Origin of the sequence: Pseudomonas sp. Q1-7 (genome assembly GCF_028010285.1) — a bacterium.
Taxonomy (GTDB): Bacteria; Pseudomonadota; Gammaproteobacteria; order Pseudomonadales; family Pseudomonadaceae; genus Metapseudomonas.
Genome location: NZ_CP116304.1, coordinates 4,224,512 through 4,241,043 on the forward strand (window position 1 = coordinate 4,224,512; position 16,532 = coordinate 4,241,043).

At 64.3% G+C, this 16,532-nt stretch carries 14 protein-coding genes and 1 pseudogene; 8 read left to right on the forward strand and 7 right to left on the reverse strand.

What is annotated here, in order from left to right; translation table 11 throughout:
• Nucleotides 1-4 precede the first annotated feature (4 nt).
• The 4 genes and pseudogenes from PJW05_RS19590 to PJW05_RS19610 all read left to right on the forward strand — a co-directional run bounded on the left by PJW05_RS19590 (nt 5) and on the right by PJW05_RS19610 (nt 5,302).
• Complete coding sequence (locus PJW05_RS19590) at nt 5-2,350, forward strand: DUF1989 domain-containing protein (protein ID WP_271408632.1); 2,346 nt, start codon at nt 5-7, stop codon at nt 2,348-2,350.
• 512 nt (nt 2,351-2,862) lie between these two features.
• Nucleotides 2,863-3,441, forward strand: a pseudogene (locus PJW05_RS26860) (methyl-accepting chemotaxis protein); the annotation flags it as partial.
• Between the two features lie 258 nt (nt 3,442-3,699).
• Complete coding sequence (locus PJW05_RS19605; RefSeq protein WP_271408633.1) at nt 3,700-5,067, forward strand: ammonium transporter; 1,368 nt, start codon at nt 3,700-3,702, stop codon at nt 5,065-5,067.
• A gap of 55 nt (nt 5,068-5,122) precedes the next feature.
• Nucleotides 5,123-5,302, forward strand: a complete 180-nt coding sequence (locus PJW05_RS19610; RefSeq protein ID WP_271408634.1) for a hypothetical protein — start codon at nt 5,123-5,125, stop codon at nt 5,300-5,302.
• Nucleotides 5,303-5,404: 102 nt separating this feature from the next.
• On the opposite strand, the gene PJW05_RS19615 is transcribed toward PJW05_RS19610, so the two are convergent.
• The 7 genes from PJW05_RS19615 to glnT all read right to left on the reverse strand — a co-directional run bounded on the left by PJW05_RS19615 (nt 5,405) and on the right by glnT (nt 12,239).
• Nucleotides 5,405-5,746, reverse strand: coding sequence for a DMT family transporter (locus PJW05_RS19615; protein ID WP_271408635.1), 342 nt, complete (start codon nt 5,744-5,746; stop codon nt 5,405-5,407).
• 76 nt (nt 5,747-5,822) lie between these two features.
• Complete coding sequence (locus tag PJW05_RS19620) at nt 5,823-6,161, reverse strand: P-II family nitrogen regulator (protein WP_271408636.1); 339 nt, start codon at nt 6,159-6,161, stop codon at nt 5,823-5,825.
• Nucleotides 6,162-6,172: 11 nt separating this feature from the next.
• Nucleotides 6,173-7,492, reverse strand: coding sequence for an ammonium transporter (locus PJW05_RS19625; RefSeq protein WP_271408637.1), 1,320 nt, complete (start codon nt 7,490-7,492; stop codon nt 6,173-6,175).
• Between the two features lie 444 nt (nt 7,493-7,936).
• Nucleotides 7,937-9,259: an FMN-binding glutamate synthase family protein gene (locus tag PJW05_RS19630; RefSeq protein ID WP_137822258.1), complete on the reverse strand. Its 1,323-nt coding sequence runs from the start codon at nt 9,257-9,259 to the stop codon at nt 7,937-7,939.
• A 20-nt stretch (nt 9,260-9,279) separates the two neighbouring features.
• Nucleotides 9,280-9,954 carry a protein glxC gene (locus PJW05_RS19635; protein WP_271408638.1) on the reverse strand — a complete coding sequence of 225 codons (675 nt, stop codon included), beginning with the start codon at nt 9,952-9,954 and terminating at the stop codon, nt 9,280-9,282.
• 11 nt (nt 9,955-9,965) lie between these two features.
• Nucleotides 9,966-10,865, reverse strand: coding sequence for a class II glutamine amidotransferase (locus tag PJW05_RS19640; RefSeq protein WP_271408639.1), 900 nt, complete (start codon nt 10,863-10,865; stop codon nt 9,966-9,968).
• Between the two features lie 39 nt (nt 10,866-10,904).
• A complete protein-coding gene (gene glnT / locus PJW05_RS19645) occupies nt 10,905-12,239 on the reverse strand; it encodes a type III glutamate--ammonia ligase (protein ID WP_271408640.1) in 1,335 nt (444 codons plus the stop codon).
• Between the two features lie 355 nt (nt 12,240-12,594).
• Here glnT and PJW05_RS19650 point away from each other — a divergent pair, with 355 nt between their 5' ends.
• The 4 genes from PJW05_RS19650 to PJW05_RS19665 all read left to right on the forward strand — a co-directional run bounded on the left by PJW05_RS19650 (nt 12,595) and on the right by PJW05_RS19665 (nt 16,530).
• A complete protein-coding gene (locus tag PJW05_RS19650) occupies nt 12,595-13,188 on the forward strand; it encodes a helix-turn-helix domain-containing protein (protein ID WP_271408641.1) in 594 nt (197 codons plus the stop codon).
• A 332-nt stretch (nt 13,189-13,520) separates the two neighbouring features.
• Complete coding sequence (purU, locus tag PJW05_RS19655; RefSeq protein ID WP_271408642.1) at nt 13,521-14,387, forward strand: formyltetrahydrofolate deformylase; 867 nt, start codon at nt 13,521-13,523, stop codon at nt 14,385-14,387.
• A complete protein-coding gene (gene folD, locus PJW05_RS19660) occupies nt 14,384-15,307 on the forward strand; it encodes a bifunctional methylenetetrahydrofolate dehydrogenase/methenyltetrahydrofolate cyclohydrolase FolD (protein WP_271408643.1) in 924 nt (307 codons plus the stop codon). The genes purU and folD overlap by 4 nt, the downstream gene beginning before the upstream one ends.
• Nucleotides 15,289-16,530, forward strand: coding sequence for an FAD-dependent oxidoreductase (locus PJW05_RS19665; RefSeq protein WP_271408644.1), 1,242 nt, complete (start codon nt 15,289-15,291; stop codon nt 16,528-16,530). The genes folD and PJW05_RS19665 overlap by 19 nt, the downstream gene beginning before the upstream one ends.
• Nucleotides 16,531-16,532 lie beyond the last annotated feature (2 nt).

A 16,532-nucleotide genomic window follows, 5' to 3' on the forward strand; every position in this document is an offset into this window, starting at 1 on the left:
GCCCATGAACCTGCCCGTGATTTCCCGGCCACTGGAGCCGGCCCTGTTTGCCCGAGCCCCTGGCGTGGAACGCCACCGCATCGCCCCCGGCGGATTGACGGTCGTGGCCCTGGAGCCGGGCGACCGGCTGGAGGTGATCGATCTCGAAGGCGACCAGCCCGCTGAATTGCTGGCCTTCGCCGACAACGGCCACGCGGCACTCGCCGCCCTCGGCCTCGCCGCCAGCACCGGCGCCGACTTCATCGCCCACCTGCTGCACGACGGCAGCCGGGACGCCGCCCATGTGAGCGCCGGGCTGGTCCGGCGTGGTATCGACTGCCGTCACCTGCCGACGGCCGCAAGACTCTGGCAACCCGGTACACCGGCCGGCTTCAGCCGCGTCTTCAGCGCCAGTGAAGCGCTACTCGTGATAGTCGCCGCGCCCGGCGGACAAACGCCGGTGGACAGCCAATCCCGCGCCAGCGAACTTCGCCTCGTGATCCACCGCGCCACTCCGCGCCGTGTGCTGGCACCGCCACTACCGACACCGCTGGGCGAACTGGTGGATGAGTTCACCCTCACCCCCGGCACCGCGCGGGACTACGTTGTGGGCGCCGGTCAGTACATCCAGGTGCTGGATGTCGCCGGCCGTCAGTGCTCGGACTTCGTCGCCTTCGACCGTCGCGGCCTCGACGCCGGCCGCGAGATCGACCTCGATCCTACCGTCACCCGTACCCTGAACGGTAACGCCTACCCCGGACCCGGCCTCTACAGTCGCTTCTTCGATCGCAACCTGCAGCCGATGCTGGAAGTCGTGCGCGACACCGTCGGCCGCCACGACACCTTCGCCCTCGCCTGCACCGCGCGCTACTACGAATCCCAAGGCTACTTCGGCCACGCCAACTGCAGCGACAACATCAGTCGTGCCGTGGCGAAGCACGGCGTACAAGGCCGCGCCGGCTGGCCGGCGATCAATTTCTTCTTCAACACCGGGATCGATGCACACCAGCACCTGACCCTCGATGAGCCTTGGTCGCGCCCCGGCGACTACGTGCTGCTGCGCGCCATGACCGACCTCGTCTGCGCCAGCAGTTCCTGCCCGGACGACATCGACCCCGCCAATGGCTGGCAGCCCACCGACATCTACATCCGCGTGTATTCCGAACAGGAGCGTTTCAGTATCGCCATGGCCAACCGCAAGACGCCCGACGCCGACCCGGTGCTGACCCGCGAGAGCGGCTTCCACCGCGGCACCTCCGCCCTCACCCGCCAGTTCGTCGACTATCGCGGCTTCTGGACGCCGACCCAGTTCGACGGCTACGGCGCCCTCTCGGAGTACCACGGCTGCCGCGAGAAAGTGGCGGTGATGGACCTGTCCGCCCTGCGCAAGTTCGATGTGCTGGGCCCCGATGCCGAAGCCCTGCTCGACTACTGCCTGACCCGCGACGTACGCAAGCTCGCCGTCGGCCAGGTGGTGTACTCCGCCATGTGCTACGAGCACGGCGGCATGCTCGACGACGGCACGCTGCTGCGCCTCGGGCCGGACGCTTTCCGCTGGATCGGCGGTGAGGACTACGCCGGCGACTGGCTGCGCGAGCAAGCCGCCAAACTGGGCATGAAGGTGTGGATCAAGAGTGCGTCGGAGCAGATCCACAACATCGCGGTGCAAGGTCCCCTCGCCCGCGCGCTGCTGAAGGAGATGATCTGGACGCCCGGCACCCAGCCCGCGCTTGCGGACCTTGGCTGGTTCCGCTTCCTCGTTGGGCGCCTCGACGACTACAACGGCCCACCGCTGATGGTGTCGCGCACGGGCTACACCGGCGAGCTGGGCTACGAAATCTGGTGTCACCCGAGTGACGCCATGCAGGTGTGGCAGCGCCTCTGGCAGCTCGGGGAACCGCTGGGCCTGGTAGCGCTGGGCCTGCATGCGCTGGACATGCTGCGTATCGAGGCCGGGCTGATCTTCGCCGGCTACGAGTTCAGCGACCAGACCGATCCCTTCGAAGCCGGCATCGGCTTCTGCGTACCGCTGAAGACCAAGCAGGCTGACTTCATCGGCAAGGAAGCGCTGCTACGCCGCAGCGCCCATCCGCGACAGAAGCTGGTGGGGCTGGAACTGGACGGCAATGAGCCGGCCGCCCACGGCGATTGCGTGAACGTCGGCCGCACTCAAGTCGGGGTCATCACCAGCGCCACGCGCTCGCCCGTGCTGGGCAAGAACATCGCCCTCTGCCGGCTCGATATCAGCTACTGCGAACCTGGCACGGTGGTGGAGATCGGGAAGCTGGATGGCCAGCAGAAACGCATCCGCGCCATCGTCGGCAGCGGCACCGTGGCCTATGACCCGGAGAAGACTCGCGTGCGTGGCTAATGCGTGAACTGGAGAGGAGTTTGCTAGGGAAGAAGCAGCAACTGCAGGGGCGAGCTTCGCTCGCGAGCAGCGCTCGTTCCTACAGGTTCATTACACCAGACAAGGAGATTCGGCCGATGTGGTTCAGCAACGCCTCCAGCAACCTGGCCAACGAGCTCAGTCAGTGGCTCGACCAACTGTCCAACGCCCCCGGAGCGGTCAGTGCCCCCCCGCCCCTGCAACGCCAGCCCCGCTTGCTCAGCAGACTGGAGAAACTGCAACGGGACTGGCATGAGCTGCAACGCATCCGCGAACACGCCGAGCACCAGGCTCCGCCAGCGTGCAGCAGCGAAGAGTTCGCCGAACTGACTCACCGCCTGGCTCAGTCAGAGAAGCAGAATGCGCAGCTACGCGGTGATCTGGAGGCCGTGCAAGCGCGCCTCGCCACCTTGCAGGCCGAACAGTTGAAATGGGATGAAGAGCGCGAGGTCTGGGAGCTGACCAAGCGCACCCTGACCGAGGGCTGCTGGGCGATGAACGTGGTAAACGGCGACCCGGATCACCCGCAGAACCTGATCCGCTGGTCCGAGCAGTTCCGCGAGCTCATCGGATACAGCCGCGCGGAGTTTCCCGATGGCTGGGACAGCTACTTCGGCGTGGTCAATGCCGAAGACCTGAAGGCCGTCATGAAGACCTTCAACGCCTCGATGGTGGATAGCAGCGGCGATGGGTCCTACGCCGTCGAATACCGCATGCGCCACAAGACCCGTGGCGAAGTCTGGTTCCGCGAACGGGGCCGCTGCCTGCGCGACAATCGCGGCCGCCTGCTCTACGTCACCGGCGCAGTGCGCGAGATCAGCGACGAGAAGACCGCCGCCAGCCTGCATGAAAGGGAACAAGCGAGCATCCAGACCACCTACGGGCAGATCGCCCAGGTGGCCGGGGTGATTCGGGGCATCGCCGAGCAGACCAACCTGCTGGCCCTCAACGCCGCCATCGAAGCAGCCCGCGCTGGCGAGCAGGGACGGGGCTTCGCCGTGGTGGCCGACGAGGTGCGCAACCTGGCACGGCGAACCCAGGAGTCGGTGCAGCAGATCCAGGCGATGCTGCAGCAACAACGCTGAGGTTTCGACCCAATTTCAGGCACCGTGCCGGGAGGATGACTACAAACAGGGCATTTCCCAGCCAGTAGGGGGCACCGTGGGTACCCTGCGTGGCGGAGATCGCGATGCCATGGACTGGCACAGGGATTGCCTTTCTCAGGACGCACTTTTCTTGCATGGAAATAAAAACAAGAAGCCCCACGGCGTGCTTTCGATTCGATCTGCCTACCAACGCTACTCCAACGAATTCGTATCGAGGATTGAGTGATGGAAGAACAGAAGACACTGACCCTGGAGGAGTTGCAGGGCCTGATCGAGATGACCAACACGTTGAACATGGAGATTTTCTACTGGTGGTGCATCGCCCTGATGATCCTGATCCATGCCGGCTTCCTGTCCTACGAGATAGGCGCCTCGCGCCTTAAGAACGCCTTGGCCGCCGGGGTGAAAAACATCCTCGCCTTCGGCTTCATCGTGCCGACCTTCTTCCTCTTCGGCTGGGCCATCTACAACGCCTTCCCCGACGGCCTGGTGCCGCGCATGGACGCCCTGATGAACGCCATGCCCTGGAGCCAGGCCATGGGCCCGAACATCAAGGACAACGCCACCGGTATCTTCTGGGGCGCCTTTGCCCTGTTCGCCGCCACCACCGGCTCGATCCTCTCCGGCGCCATCATCGAACGGGCGCGGATGAGCGCCTTCATCGTCATGACCATTCTCCTCGGCTCGGTGCTCTGGCTGTTCGGCGCCGCCTGGGGCTGGCACCCGGAAGGCTGGCTGACCGTGCAGTGGGGCTACCATGACGTCGGCGCCGCCGGCGTGGTGCACATGATCGCCGGCTTCTTCGCCCTGGCGGTGGTGATCAACCTCGGCGCGCGAATCGGCCGGTTCAACCCCGACGGCAGCGCCAACGCCATCGTCGGCCACAGCATGCCGATGAGCGTGGTGGGCCTGATGCTGATCATCGTCGGCTTCTTCGGCTTCCTCGGCGGCTGCATCATCTACAACTCCGGCGCCCAGTGGATCAACATCTACGGCGCCCCCACCACCCTCTCGGCGTTCGCCTTCAACACCCTGATGGGCTTTGCCGGCGGCCTGATCGGCGCCTACCTGACCACCCGCGAGCCCTTCTGGATGATGTCCGGCGGCCTGGTGGGCATCATCTCCGTGGCACCGGGCCTGGACCTCTACCACCCCGGGCTGGCCTACCTGATCGGCATGGGCGTGGCGGCCGTGGCGCCGCTGGTGCACAACCTGCTGCTGAAAATGCGCCTGGACGACGCCGTGGGCGCCTTCGCCGTGCACGGCTTCGGTGGCTTCGCCGGCCTGGTGCTCAGCGGCGTGTTCCTCGCCGGCTACCCGAACGTCAACGGCATGGCCGAGATCAGCTTCCTCGGCCAACTGGGTGGCGCCGTGGTGATGGCGAGCCTTGGCTTCATCCCCGGCTACCTCATTTCCTATGCGCTGAAAAAGGCCGGCGTGCTGCGGGTCCCGGCCCACGCGGAAGAACGCGGTCTCGACCTCACCGAAGTCCCGGCCCAGGCCTACCCGGAATGGACCGCCATCTACGGCGAGACGGTGAAGCCGAACGGCAGCGTGGAAGCCACCCTGGTGGTGGAAAGCAAACCGGCCTGACGGCCTTCGCTGCGCCGCTCCCGGCGGCGCATGACTTCAGAACAGGAGCATTCGAATGAGCATCAGCACCTACGAAGGCGCCAGCGCCGTCTTCACCTTCGCCAACAACCCCACCGTGCTCGCCGCCGTCACAGTCGTGGTGATCGCCGTCACCCTCTACGCCCTGGCGGCCACCTTCATCCACGAGAAGCACAGCTACGACCTGCCGGACGACAAGCTGCCGAAGTTGAAATAGCCCTCTCCCCCGACCCCTCTCCCTGAAGGGAGAGGGGTGACTCTCGCCAGAAGTATCGAAATCGATCCCGAAGTAACGCACGGACCACGTATTCCCGCCGTCCTACGCCACCTGCGCCTCGCTCACCAGCTTCAGCCCGACTATCCCACCGATGATCATCGCCAGGCACAGGCCCTTCAGCACGCCCAACTGCTCGCCCATAAACAGGGTGCCGTAGGCCACGGTGCCGAGGGTGCCGATGCCCACCCACACGGCATATGCCAGGCCCAGGGGTAGCACGCGCACCGAAAGACTCAGCAGGTAGATGCTGAGCAGCAGGAAGAACCCGCAGTAGAGGCTCGGCCAGAGCCGGGTAAAGCCTTCCGTGCGCGGGATGATCGACGCATACAACACCTCGCAGAACCCTGCCAACAGCAGGAATCCCCATCCGTTCAACCATGCCATCGCTTGTCGCTCCTGCTTTTCCGTGACCCAAAACAAGCGCCGACGCAATGCGTCGGCGCGAGGTACTTCACATCATTCAAATAGCGTCTTCGCCCAGTTCCCCGGTGCGTATCCGCACCACGCTTTCCAGGTCCATGACGAACAATTTGCCGTCGCCGATCTTACCCGTGCAGGCCGCCTTGAGAATGGCGTCGATGGCGGCTTGGCACAGGGCTTCGCCAACCACAACCTCCAGCTTGACCTTGGGCAACAGCTCCACCACGTACTCGGCGCCCCGGTAGATCTCCGAATGGCCCTTCTGCCGGCCGTAGCCCTTGACCTCGGTGACGGTGACGCCGTTGACGCCGGCCTCGGTCAGCGCCTCGCGCACATCGTCCAGGCGGAAGGGTTTGATGATTGCGGTAATGAGTTTCATGGCCGCTGTCCTCAGCTCGAATACTTGTAGCCAACTTCACCGTGGGCGGAGAGGTCCAGCCCATCCACCTCGGCCTCTTCAGCCACGCGCAGCCCACCGCACAGTGCTGCAGCCACCTTGAAGGCGATCAGGCTGGTCGCGGCCGAGAAGAGAATGCTGAAGAGGATGGCGCCGCCATTGACCATCAACTGGTCGGCAAGGTCACGGCCTTCGGGGAAGCCCTGGCCACCGAGAGAAATGAGGGCGAACACCGGTGTCAGCAGTCCGCCGAGGATGCCGGCAACGCCATGCACGCCAAATACGTCGAAGGCGTCGTCCAGGCCGATCATCGGCTTGAGCTTTTCCACCGACCATACGCACACCGGACCGGCGATCAGGCCGAGCAGGATGGCACCCATGGGGCCGACGTAACCACAGGCCGGGGTGATCGCCACCAGGCCGGCAATGGCGCCGGAGACTGCACCGAACAGGCTCGGGCGACCACGGTGCTGCCACTCCACCAGCATCCAGGCCAGCGCACCGGCGCAACTGGCGAGCATGGTGTTGACCATCACCAGCATGGCGAAGCCGTTGGCGGCAAGGGCGCAACCGCCGCAGAAACCCAGCCAGCCCACCCACAGCAGCGAACCGCCGGTGAGGGTCATGGTCATGTTGTGCGGCGCAAGCGCCGGGGTGCCGAAGCCGCGGCGGCGGCCCAGCAGCCAGGCGCCCACCAGGGCGGCGATGCCCACGTTCAGGTGCACCACGTTGCCGCCGGCGAAGTCTTGCACGCCGAGATTGAAGACCCAGCCGCCGCCCCAGGCCATGTGCGCCATGGGGAGGTAGTTGATGGTCAGCCAGACCGCCATGAACACCATGACCGCAGCGAACTTCATGCGCTCGGCAAAGGCACCGACGATGATCGCCGGGGTGATGGCGGCGAACAGCAACATGAACAGGAAATAGAGGTACTCAGGAATGGTGCCGACGACCGAGTCCTTGGTGATGCCAGCCATGAACAACTTGTCGAAGCCACCGATCACCGCTTGCAGGGAACCGCCGTCGGTGAAGGTCAGGCTGTAGCCATAGATGGCGAACAGCACCGACATCAACGAGGCCGTGCAGAACACCTGCATGAGGATCGACAACACGTTCTTGGTCCGCGCCATGCCGCCGTAGAACAGCGCCAGGCCCGGCAGGGTCATCAGCAGCACCACCAGCGAGCAGAGCGCCACGAAGGCGGTGTCGCCGCTGTCGATCACCGGTGCAGCCTCGTCCGCCAGAGCGGCGACACTGCCCAACAGAAGGGAAAGGCCCAACATACCGCGGCCCACATGCGAAAACCGGATCATTGCCTGTTGCCTCCAACCGACGGGGATTCGGCTGGGCCGCTGTCGGAAGTGCGACCCGCCGTTTTACGCCCTGGCAAGGGAAGGCCGGGCCCGCACCTTCGACTTCCTGCAGGGCAATTTATTTTCCCTACAGGCAAAGCAATTGGCCTGCCAAGCTGGCGCAAGCCACTTGGGATTCTGCTAAGTCGTTGAATCGGATTGGGTTTGTTGGAGGGTCCGCATCAACGCGGTTTGTCGCGACAGCACCCAACGCATTTTCTTGGTGCGAATTTGATTTTCCTGCCAATTAAGAATGCACCGAGCAGTAGGCCGGGTAGAGCGAAGCGAAACCCATACCGTAGTGCACGGCCATGATGGGTTTCGCTTCGCTCTACCCATCCTACGGATAAAAGAAAAAGGCCGGCGATTTCTCGCCGGCCTTCTCGGTTATCCACAGCAAACGGATCAGTAGCCCTGCCCCGGAATCCAGCTGGTGCCGGCCAGCGGCACGCGGGCCATGGCGGCGGCTTCCACGGTCAGCGCCACCAGGTCCTCGGGGTCGAGGTTGTGCAGGTGGGATTTGCCGCAGGCGCGGGCCATGGTCTGGGCTTCCAGCACCAGCACCCGCAGGTAGTTGGCCAGGCGGCGGCCGGCTTCCACCGGGTCCAGGCGCTTGGACAGCTCCGGGTCCTGGGTGGTGATGCCGGCCGGGTCGCGGCCGTTCTGCCAGTCGTCGTAGTAACCGGCGGCCGAGCCGATCTTCTTCAGCTCGTCATCCAGGCGCGGATGGTTGTCGCCGAGGGCCACCAGGGCGGCGGTGCCGATGGCCACCGCGTCGGCGCCCAGGGCCATGGCCTTGGCCACGTCGGCGCCGTTGCGGATGCCACCCGAGACGATCAGTTGCACTTTCCGGTGCATGCCCATCTCCTGCAGGGCCTGCACGGCTTGTGGAATGGCTGGGAGGATCGGGATGCCCACGTGCTCGATGAACACTTCCTGGGTGGCGGCGGTGCCGCCCTGCATGCCGTCGAGGACGATCACGTCGGCGCCGGCCTTCACCGCCAGCTTGACGTCGTAGTAGGGGCGGCTGGCGCCGATCTTCACGTAGATGGGTTTTTCCCAGTCGGTGATTTCTCGCAGTTCGGCAATCTTGATCGCCAGGTCGTCCGGGCCGGTCCAGTCCGGATGACGGCAGGCGCTGCGCTGGTCGACGCCAATGGGCAAGGTACGCATGCCGGCGACGCGCTCGGTCACCTTCATGCCCAGCAGCATGCCGCCGCCGCCCGGCTTGGCGCCCTGGCCGAGGACGATCTCGATGGCGTCGGCCTTGCGCAGGTCATCGGGGTTCATGCCGTAACGCGACGGCAGGTACTGGTACACCAGGTGCTGCGACTGGCCGCGCTCTTCCGGGGTCATGCCGCCGTCGCCGGTGGTGGTGCTGGTGCCGGCGATGCTGGCGCCACGGCCGAGCGCTTCCTTGGCGTTGGCGGACAGCGCGCCAAAGCTCATACCGGCGATGGTCACCGGAATCTTCAGGTGGATGGGTTTCTTGGCGAAGCGGGTGCCAAGCACGACGTCGGTGCCGCATTTCTCGCGATAGCCTTCCAGCGGGTAGCGGGACACGGAAGCGCCGAGCAGCAGCAGGTCGTCGAAGTGCGGCAGCTTGCGCTTGGTGCCACCACCGCGGATGTCATAGATGCCGGTTTCGGCGGCGCGCTGGATTTCCTGGATGGTCAGGCGATCGAAGGTGGCGGATTCGCGCAGCACCGGAGTGTGTTTTTCGCTCATGGGGTAGTCCTCGCTGCGGATCAGTACGCGGATGCGTTATCGACTTTGAAGTTGTACAGCTGGCGAGCCGAGCCGTAGCGCCTGAAGCTGGCCGGGTCTTCGTTGAAGCCGGCGCGGTTGAGCAGCTCCTTCAGTTCCTCCAGGTGTTCGGCGCGCATTTCCTTCTGGATGCAGTCCGAGCCCAGGGACTTCACCGTGCCCTTCACGTAGATGCGGGTTTCATAGAGCGAGTCGCCCAGGGCGTCGCCGGCATCGCCGCACACCACCAGGCGCCCGGCCTGGGCCATGAAGCAGCTCATGTGGCCGATGCTGCCGCCGACGACGATGTCGACGCCCTTCATGGAAATACCGCAGCGTGCGCCGGCATCACCTTCGATCACCAGCAGACCACCATGGGCGGTGGCGCCGGCGGCCTGGGAGGCATTGCCCTTCACCCGTACAGAGCCGGACATCATGTTCTCCGCCACACCGACGCCGACGTTGCCGTGCACGGTGACGCTGGCCCTCTGGTTCATGCCTGCACAGTAGTAGCCGGCATGGCCCTGGATATCGATGCTCACGGCCTGATTCACGCCCACGGCGAGGTTGTGCTTGCCGTCCGGATGGGTGACCACCCATTCGCGGTCCTGCACGTCGCCGTGCAGGGCCTGGTTCAGTTCACGCACCGAGGCAGTGGAAAGATCAACGGTTTTCATAGTTCAGCTCCTCAGGCGCGTTCCCAGATATACATGGTGGCGGGTTCGGGCTCCCAGACCTTGGCGTTGTCGATGCCCGGCAGGCTGGCCAGCGCCTGGTACTCAGAGGCCATGGCGACGTAGTCGTCGGTTTCGGCGAGGATCGCCGGCTTGCAGGCGATCGGGTCGCGAATCACCGCGAAGCCGTTGCGGGTACCGATGGCAAAAGTGAAGAAGCCATCGAGGTCTTCCAGGGAGTGATCCAGCGCTTCCTTCAGGCTGTCCCCCTGTTGCAGGCGCCAGGTCAGGTAGCCGGCCGCGACTTCGGTGTCGTTCTCGGTTTCGAAGTTAATGCCCTGGCGCTTGAGTTCCTGGCGCAGGCGCGAGTGGTTGGAGAGCGAACCGTTGTGCACCAGGCAGAGGTCGGCGCCAGTGGAGAACGGGTGGCTGCCTTCCATGGTCACCGCGCTTTCGGTAGCCATGCGGGTATGGCCGATGATGTGGCTGCCCTTCATGTTCGCGAGTCCGAAGCGCTCGGAGATCTCCTTCGGCAGGCCCATGCCCTTGAGAATTTCGATGCTCTGGCCGGCGCTCATGATGCGCACGTCGGGGGCAAGTGCGGCGAGCGCGGCGCGTGCGCGCTCTTCATCGCAGTTGACCTTGAGGACGGCAGCGCTGGCGTTCTTGAACCACTCCAGGGAGCAGCCGAGACGTCCTTCCAGGGCACCCATCAGGTGCTTCCAGCCATAGTCGGGGGCCGATGCTTGCAGGGTCAGCTTGACCCAACCGTCGGCCACTTCATCGCCGTAGATGGCGAAGCCGGCGCTGTCCGGACCACGGTCGGTCATGGCTTCGAGCATGGGTTCGAACAGTTTGCCGAGCTGGCCTTCCAGCTCGGGCTTCTTCAGGTAAAGGCCTACGATTCCGCACATGGCGTATCTCCTCGGGGGCAGGTAAATGGGCGAAGGTTCTCAGAAGAATTCGGTGTAACGCTGGATCTCCCAGTCGGAGACGTGGCGGCTGTACTCCACCCACTCCATGCGCTTCTGCTTGATGAATTCGTCGACGATTTCGGGGCCGAGTACCTCGCGGAACAGCGAGTCGGCTTCCAGGGCGTCGGTGGCTTCCTTGAGCGATTGCGGCAGGGTCTTGATGCCGCGCGCGGATATTTCCTCCAGGCTCAGGTTGTAGAGGTTCTCGTTACAGACGGTGTCCGGCTCCAGCTGGCGGTCGATGCCGTCGAGGCCCGCGGCAATGATCGCGGCGGTGACCAGATAGGGGTTACAGCCGGCATCCGGCAGGCGGAACTCCAGGCGGCCGTAGGGCACGCGCACCATGGCCGAGCGGTTGTTGGCGCCGAAGGCGATGAAGGCCGGTGCCCAGGTCGCGCCAGACAGCGAGCGACCCACCACCAGGCGCTTGTAGGAGTTCACCGTGGGGGCGGCAAAGGCGCACAGGGCCGGACCATGGGCCAGGAGACCAGCGGCAAAGTGGTAGGCCAGCTTGGAGAGCCCCATGCCGCTGGGGTCGTTCGGGTCGTGGAAGAGGTTCTTGTTGCTGGCGCTGCCGATCGACAGGTGGAAATGCATGCCGTTGCCGGCGCGCTTCGGATCGGGCTTGGGCATGAAGGAGCAGATCATGCCCATGTCGTTGGCGATCTCGCCGGCAGCCATGCGGAAGAAGGTGAAGCGGTCCGCCGATTCCATGGCGTCGCTGTAGGTGTAGTTGATCTCGAACTGGCCGTTCGCGTCCTCGTGGTCGATCTGATAGATGTCGAAGCCCACCGGTTGCAGGGCTTCGGTCAGGCGTTCGAGGAATTCGCGGGAGCGCGACAGGCCCTTGTAGTCGTAGCAGGGCTTATCGAGGTTGTCGGTGGCGTCCACCAGTTGCAGCTTGCCGTCGGCGCCGCGGCGGAACAGGCTGAATTCCGGCTCCAGGCCGGTGTTCAGGGTCCAGCCCTTGTCGGTCAGGCGCTGGACCTGTTGTTGCAGCACATAGCGGGTGTCGTACGGCCAGGGCTTGCCATCCACATGGCCAATGCACACTACCCGGCCGTAGCCCGGCTGCCACGGTACCGGGATCAGAGTGGAGAGGTCGCCACGCGCCATGAAGTCCGGACCGTGGGGTTCCATACCCATGCCGCAGATAGCGAAGCCGGCGAATCCGGCGCCATCCTCGGCCACCGTCTTGAGGCCAGACACCGGCACGGACTTGGTCTTCGCGGCGCCGTGGATATCGACAAACTGGGCCAGCACGTACTTGATGCCGTGCTGGTCGATGATGCGCTGCGTTTCAGTTGGCAACATGGGTCTTCACTCCTGGAAAAGGGCAAGGCGGTCGTTGGATGGCAGGCGATCAGAGACAGGGCGGCGCACGACTGCCACCGTGGTCCGGGTCGTCTGAATGAGCAGGTGGCGGTCAGGCTTTTTCATTGAATTCCATACAGGAAACTTAGTTTCCCATCAGGAATGCAATCAGCTTGCCAATCTGAAATGCGCGGGGAGGAAGAACTCGGTTTAGCTCCGAGCTACTGTTTATATGGGAAAATCCTTTTCACTGTGGGAAAGTCCCGTGTCCCCATCCGGAGTGGGACGCCCGGAGTCGCACTTTCTCAGTGCGAAAAATAATTTCTTGAACTGAAATCGTGCAGGACAGCCACTCATGACCACTGAGACCCCTCCCCGCCTCCGCCTGGAGCAGTACCTGGGCATGCAGATCAAGCGCCAGCGCCAGGCGCAGGAACTGAAGCTGGCGGACGTGGCGCGTATCGCCGGAATCAGCCAGGGCATGTTGAGCAAGATCGAGAACGCCCAGGTGTCCACCAGCCTGGATACCCTGAGCCGTCTGTGCGACGTGCTGGGCATGCCCATGTCCAAGCTGTTCAGCCAGTACGACCAGCCCGACGGCAACGCCATCCTGGTGAAGGCCGGTGATGGCCTGGAAGTGGTCCGCCGCGGCACCGAGAAGGGCCACACCTATCACCTGCTCAACCACACCCGTGGACCGAAGAAGAACTTCGAGGCCTACATGGTGAGCATGGATGACGCCAGCGAAGAGTTCCCCACCTTCGCCCACCCCGGCACGGAGTTTCTCCACCTGCTGGAAGGCGAACTGGTGTACCGCCACGGCAACCAGCTCTACCACATGCAGGCCGGGGACAGCCTGACCTTCGACGGCGACGTGCCCCATGGTCCGGAGAAGCTGCTGCAGGTGCCGATCCGCCTGTTGTCGGTGATGAACTACGGCAACGAGTAAAGCCCTCCCGATTTCCCCGTAGGAGCGAGCCCTGCTCGCCCACAGCCCGAGCGCGAACCTTCGCGATCAGCGCGCGCTTCTACCGGTTCAGTTTCAGCGCGCAGCCCGGATGCAAACCGGGAACCCCCGCCCCGCCGTCCGCCGACGTTAGTTTCCTACCACGATAAAAATTTTCCCAACAGGCTAGACCTGCACCCGCGCTTCGCCTATAAAAGCGCCAAGGGAAAGTTTTATTCCCATCAGTAAAAACAACACCACCGATAAAACCCCGTTCCACCCTTGAAGATTTCCGCCTTGCGCTGAGCTGCCGCCACTCCAACAGAGGACCAGTCATGCAACACGCCACCAGCCATTTCATCCTCAAGATCAGTTGCCCGGCCGTATCGGGCATTGTCGCGGCGGTGACCACCTACCTGGCGGAAAAGGGTTGCTACATCAGCGAGATGTCGCAGTTCGACGACGACACCAGCGGCCGTTTCTTCATGCGCGCGGTGTTCCGCTTCAACGACCAGTACGACGGCGACATCGACGAAATCGAGCAAGGCTTCGATGCCGTCGCCCGCCGCTTCGACATGGAGTGGACCCTGCACAGCACCACCCAGCCCATGCGCGTGTTATTGATGGTGAGCAAGTACGACCACTGCCTGTCCGACCTGCTCTACCGCCACCAGAAAGGCGAGATGGACATGCAGATCACCGCCATCGTCTCCAACCACCTGGACCTGCGTCCGATGGCCGAGCGCGAAGGCATCCGCTTCATCTACCTGCCGGTCACCCGCGACACCAAGGCCCAGCAGGAAGCGGCGCTGATGAAGATCATTGATGAAACGCAGACCGAGCTGGTGGTGCTCGCGCGCTACATGCAGATCCTCTCCGACGACCTGTGCAAGCAACTCTCCGGCCGCGCCATCAACATCCACCACTCGTTCCTCCCCGGCTTCAAGGGGGCCAAGCCCTACCACCAGGCTTACGAGCGTGGTGTGAAGCTGATCGGCGCCACCGCCCACTATGTCACCTCGGACCTCGACGAAGGCCCGATCATCGAGCAGGAAGTGCAGCGTGTGGATCACGCCTATCTCCCCGACGACCTTGTGGCGGTGGGGCGTGATACCGAAACCGTGGCCCTGTCCAAGGCGGTGAAATATCACCTGGAGCACCGGGTCTTCCTCAATGGCGACCGCACGGTGATCTTCCGGTGAACGCTCAAGCCCCCATCAAGCTGATCGACGGCAAGGCGGCCGCTGCCCGCGTGCTGGCCGAAGTGGCCGAGGAAGTACGCGAGATGAAAGCCGGTGGCGTTGCCCCTGCACTAGCAGTCGTGTTGGTCGGCCACGATCCGGCCAGCCAGGTCTACGTGCGCAACAAGGTGCTGCGGGCCGAGGAATGCGGTATCCGTTCCCTCGAACACAAGTTGCCGGCAAGCACCGCCGAAGCCGACCTGCTGGCACTTATCCGCGGCCTCAACGCCGACAGCGGCGTCAACGGCATCCTCGTGCAACTGCCGCTGCCGGCGCATATCGATGAAACCCGCGTGCTGCAGGCCATCGACCCGCTGAAGGACGTCGACGGCTTCCATGCCGAGAACGTCGGTGGCCTCAGCCAGGGACGCGAGGTGCTCACCCCCTGCACCCCGGCCGGCTGCCTGCGCCTGTTGCAGGACACCTGCGGCGATCTCTCCGGCCAACATGCGGTGGTGATCGGCCGCTCCAACATCGTCGGCAAGCCGATGGCCGCCCTGCTGCTCAAGGCCCATTGCTCGGTGACCGTGGTGCATTCAAAAAGCGCCAACCTGCGCGAGCTGTGCCGCCAGGCCGACATCGTGATCGCCGCCGTCGGCCGTCCACGGCTGGTGGATGCCGACTGGCTGAAACCCGGCGCCGTGGTCATCGATGTCGGCATCAACCGCATCGAGGAAGACGGCCGCGCGAAGCTCGTCGGTGACGTCGACTTCGACAGCGCCCTCACCCGCGCCGCCGCCATCACCCCGGTGCCCGGCGGTGTCGGCCCCATGACCATCGCCTTCCTGATGAAGAACACCCTGGCCGCGGCGCGCCTCCAGCACCCCGCTCCATCCACTCCTGCCCAGTTCCCGGAGGCGCCATGCCCTTCAATCTCCTGAAATACGGCCTGAGCTCCGAGTACCCGGTGGAGGTGGACCTGCCACCGCCCACCGATCTCAAGCCGGCCTACGACGTGGTCATCATCGGCGGCGGCGGCCACGGCCTGGCCATCGCCTACTACCTCAGCAAGTACCACGGCATCACCAATGTCGCGGTGCTGGAGAAGTCCTACCTGGGCGGCGGCAACACCGCGCGTAACACGGCGGTGATCCGTTCCAACTACCTCACCTCCGAAGGCGTGCGCTTCTACGCCGAGTCGGTGAAGCTGTTCCAGAACCTCTCCAACGAGTTCGACTTCAACATCATGTACTCCGAGCGCGGCCAGCTCACCCTGGCCCACACGGACGCCACGGTACGCGCCTTCCGCCAGCGCGCCGAAGTGAACAAGCACTTCGGTGGCCGCACCGAGATGATCGACCGCCAGCAGATCCGCGAACTGGTGCCGACCCTCAACCTTGACCCTGGTCATCTGCCGGTGATTGCGGGCCTATGGCACATCGACGGCGCCACCGCCCGCCACGACGCCGTGGCTTGGGGCTACGCCAAGCAGGCCGCCAAGCGCGGGGTGGAAATCCACCAGCTCACCGAAGTGCAGGACCTGGTGATCGAGAACGGCCGCATCACCGCGGTGAAGACCAACCGCGGCACGGTGAAATGCGGTTGCGCGGTGCAGGCCATCGCCGGCGCCAGTTCGCTGATGCTGGCCAAGGCGGGCATTCGCGCGCCGATCCACACCTACCCGCTGCAAGCGATGGTGACCCAGCCGTTCAAGCCCTTCCTCGACCCGCTGGTGAGCTCCTCCGCCCTGCACTGCTACGTGCAACAGACCAGCCGGGGCGAGATCGTGTTCGGCGGCGGCTCGGACCCGTACCCGCTGTACAACACGCGCTCCACCCTGGACCTGAAGGAAAGCCTGCTGGCCCACGCCATCGAGATGTTCCCCTTCATGGCCAACGCCAAGCTGATGCGCCAGTGGGCGGGCATCACCGACATGACCCCGGACTACAGCCCGATCATGGGCCTGTCGCCGGTGCAGAACTATTACCTAGACGCCGGTTGGGGCACCTGGGGCTTCAAGTCCACGCCCATCTGCGGCAAGACCATGGCCGAACTGGTGGCCAGCGGCGGCAAAGTGCCGGACCTGATCAAGCCCTTCGCCCTCGACCGCTTCAGCACCTTCCAACAGGTCAACGAAATGGGCGCCACGGCAGCAAGTCACTAAGG

Bases quoted from the DNA above. Each gene is read 5' to 3' on its own strand.
- PJW05_RS19590 (WP_271408632.1), top strand. From the start codon at position 5: ATGAACCTGCCCGTGATTTCCCGGCCACTGGAGCCGGCCCTGTTTGCC.
- PJW05_RS19605 (WP_271408633.1), top strand. From the start codon at position 3,700: ATGGAAGAACAGAAGACACTGACCCTGGAGGAGTTGCAGGGCCTGATC.
- PJW05_RS19610 (WP_271408634.1), top strand. From the start codon at position 5,123: ATGAGCATCAGCACCTACGAAGGCGCCAGCGCCGTCTTCACCTTCGCC.
- PJW05_RS19615 (WP_271408635.1), bottom strand. From the start codon at position 5,746: ATGGCATGGTTGAACGGATGGGGATTCCTGCTGTTGGCAGGGTTCTGC.
- PJW05_RS19620 (WP_271408636.1), bottom strand. From the start codon at position 6,161: ATGAAACTCATTACCGCAATCATCAAACCCTTCCGCCTGGACGATGTG.
- PJW05_RS19625 (WP_271408637.1), bottom strand. From the start codon at position 7,492: ATGATCCGGTTTTCGCATGTGGGCCGCGGTATGTTGGGCCTTTCCCTT.
- PJW05_RS19630 (WP_137822258.1), bottom strand. From the start codon at position 9,259: ATGAGCGAAAAACACACTCCGGTGCTGCGCGAATCCGCCACCTTCGAT.
- PJW05_RS19635 (WP_271408638.1), bottom strand. From the start codon at position 9,954: ATGAAAACCGTTGATCTTTCCACTGCCTCGGTGCGTGAACTGAACCAG.
- PJW05_RS19640 (WP_271408639.1), bottom strand. From the start codon at position 10,865: ATGTGCGGAATCGTAGGCCTTTACCTGAAGAAGCCCGAGCTGGAAGGC.
- glnT (WP_271408640.1), bottom strand. From the start codon at position 12,239: ATGTTGCCAACTGAAACGCAGCGCATCATCGACCAGCACGGCATCAAG.
- PJW05_RS19650 (WP_271408641.1), top strand. From the start codon at position 12,595: ATGACCACTGAGACCCCTCCCCGCCTCCGCCTGGAGCAGTACCTGGGC.
- purU (WP_271408642.1), top strand. From the start codon at position 13,521: ATGCAACACGCCACCAGCCATTTCATCCTCAAGATCAGTTGCCCGGCC.
- PJW05_RS19665 (WP_271408644.1), top strand. From the start codon at position 15,289: ATGCCCTTCAATCTCCTGAAATACGGCCTGAGCTCCGAGTACCCGGTG.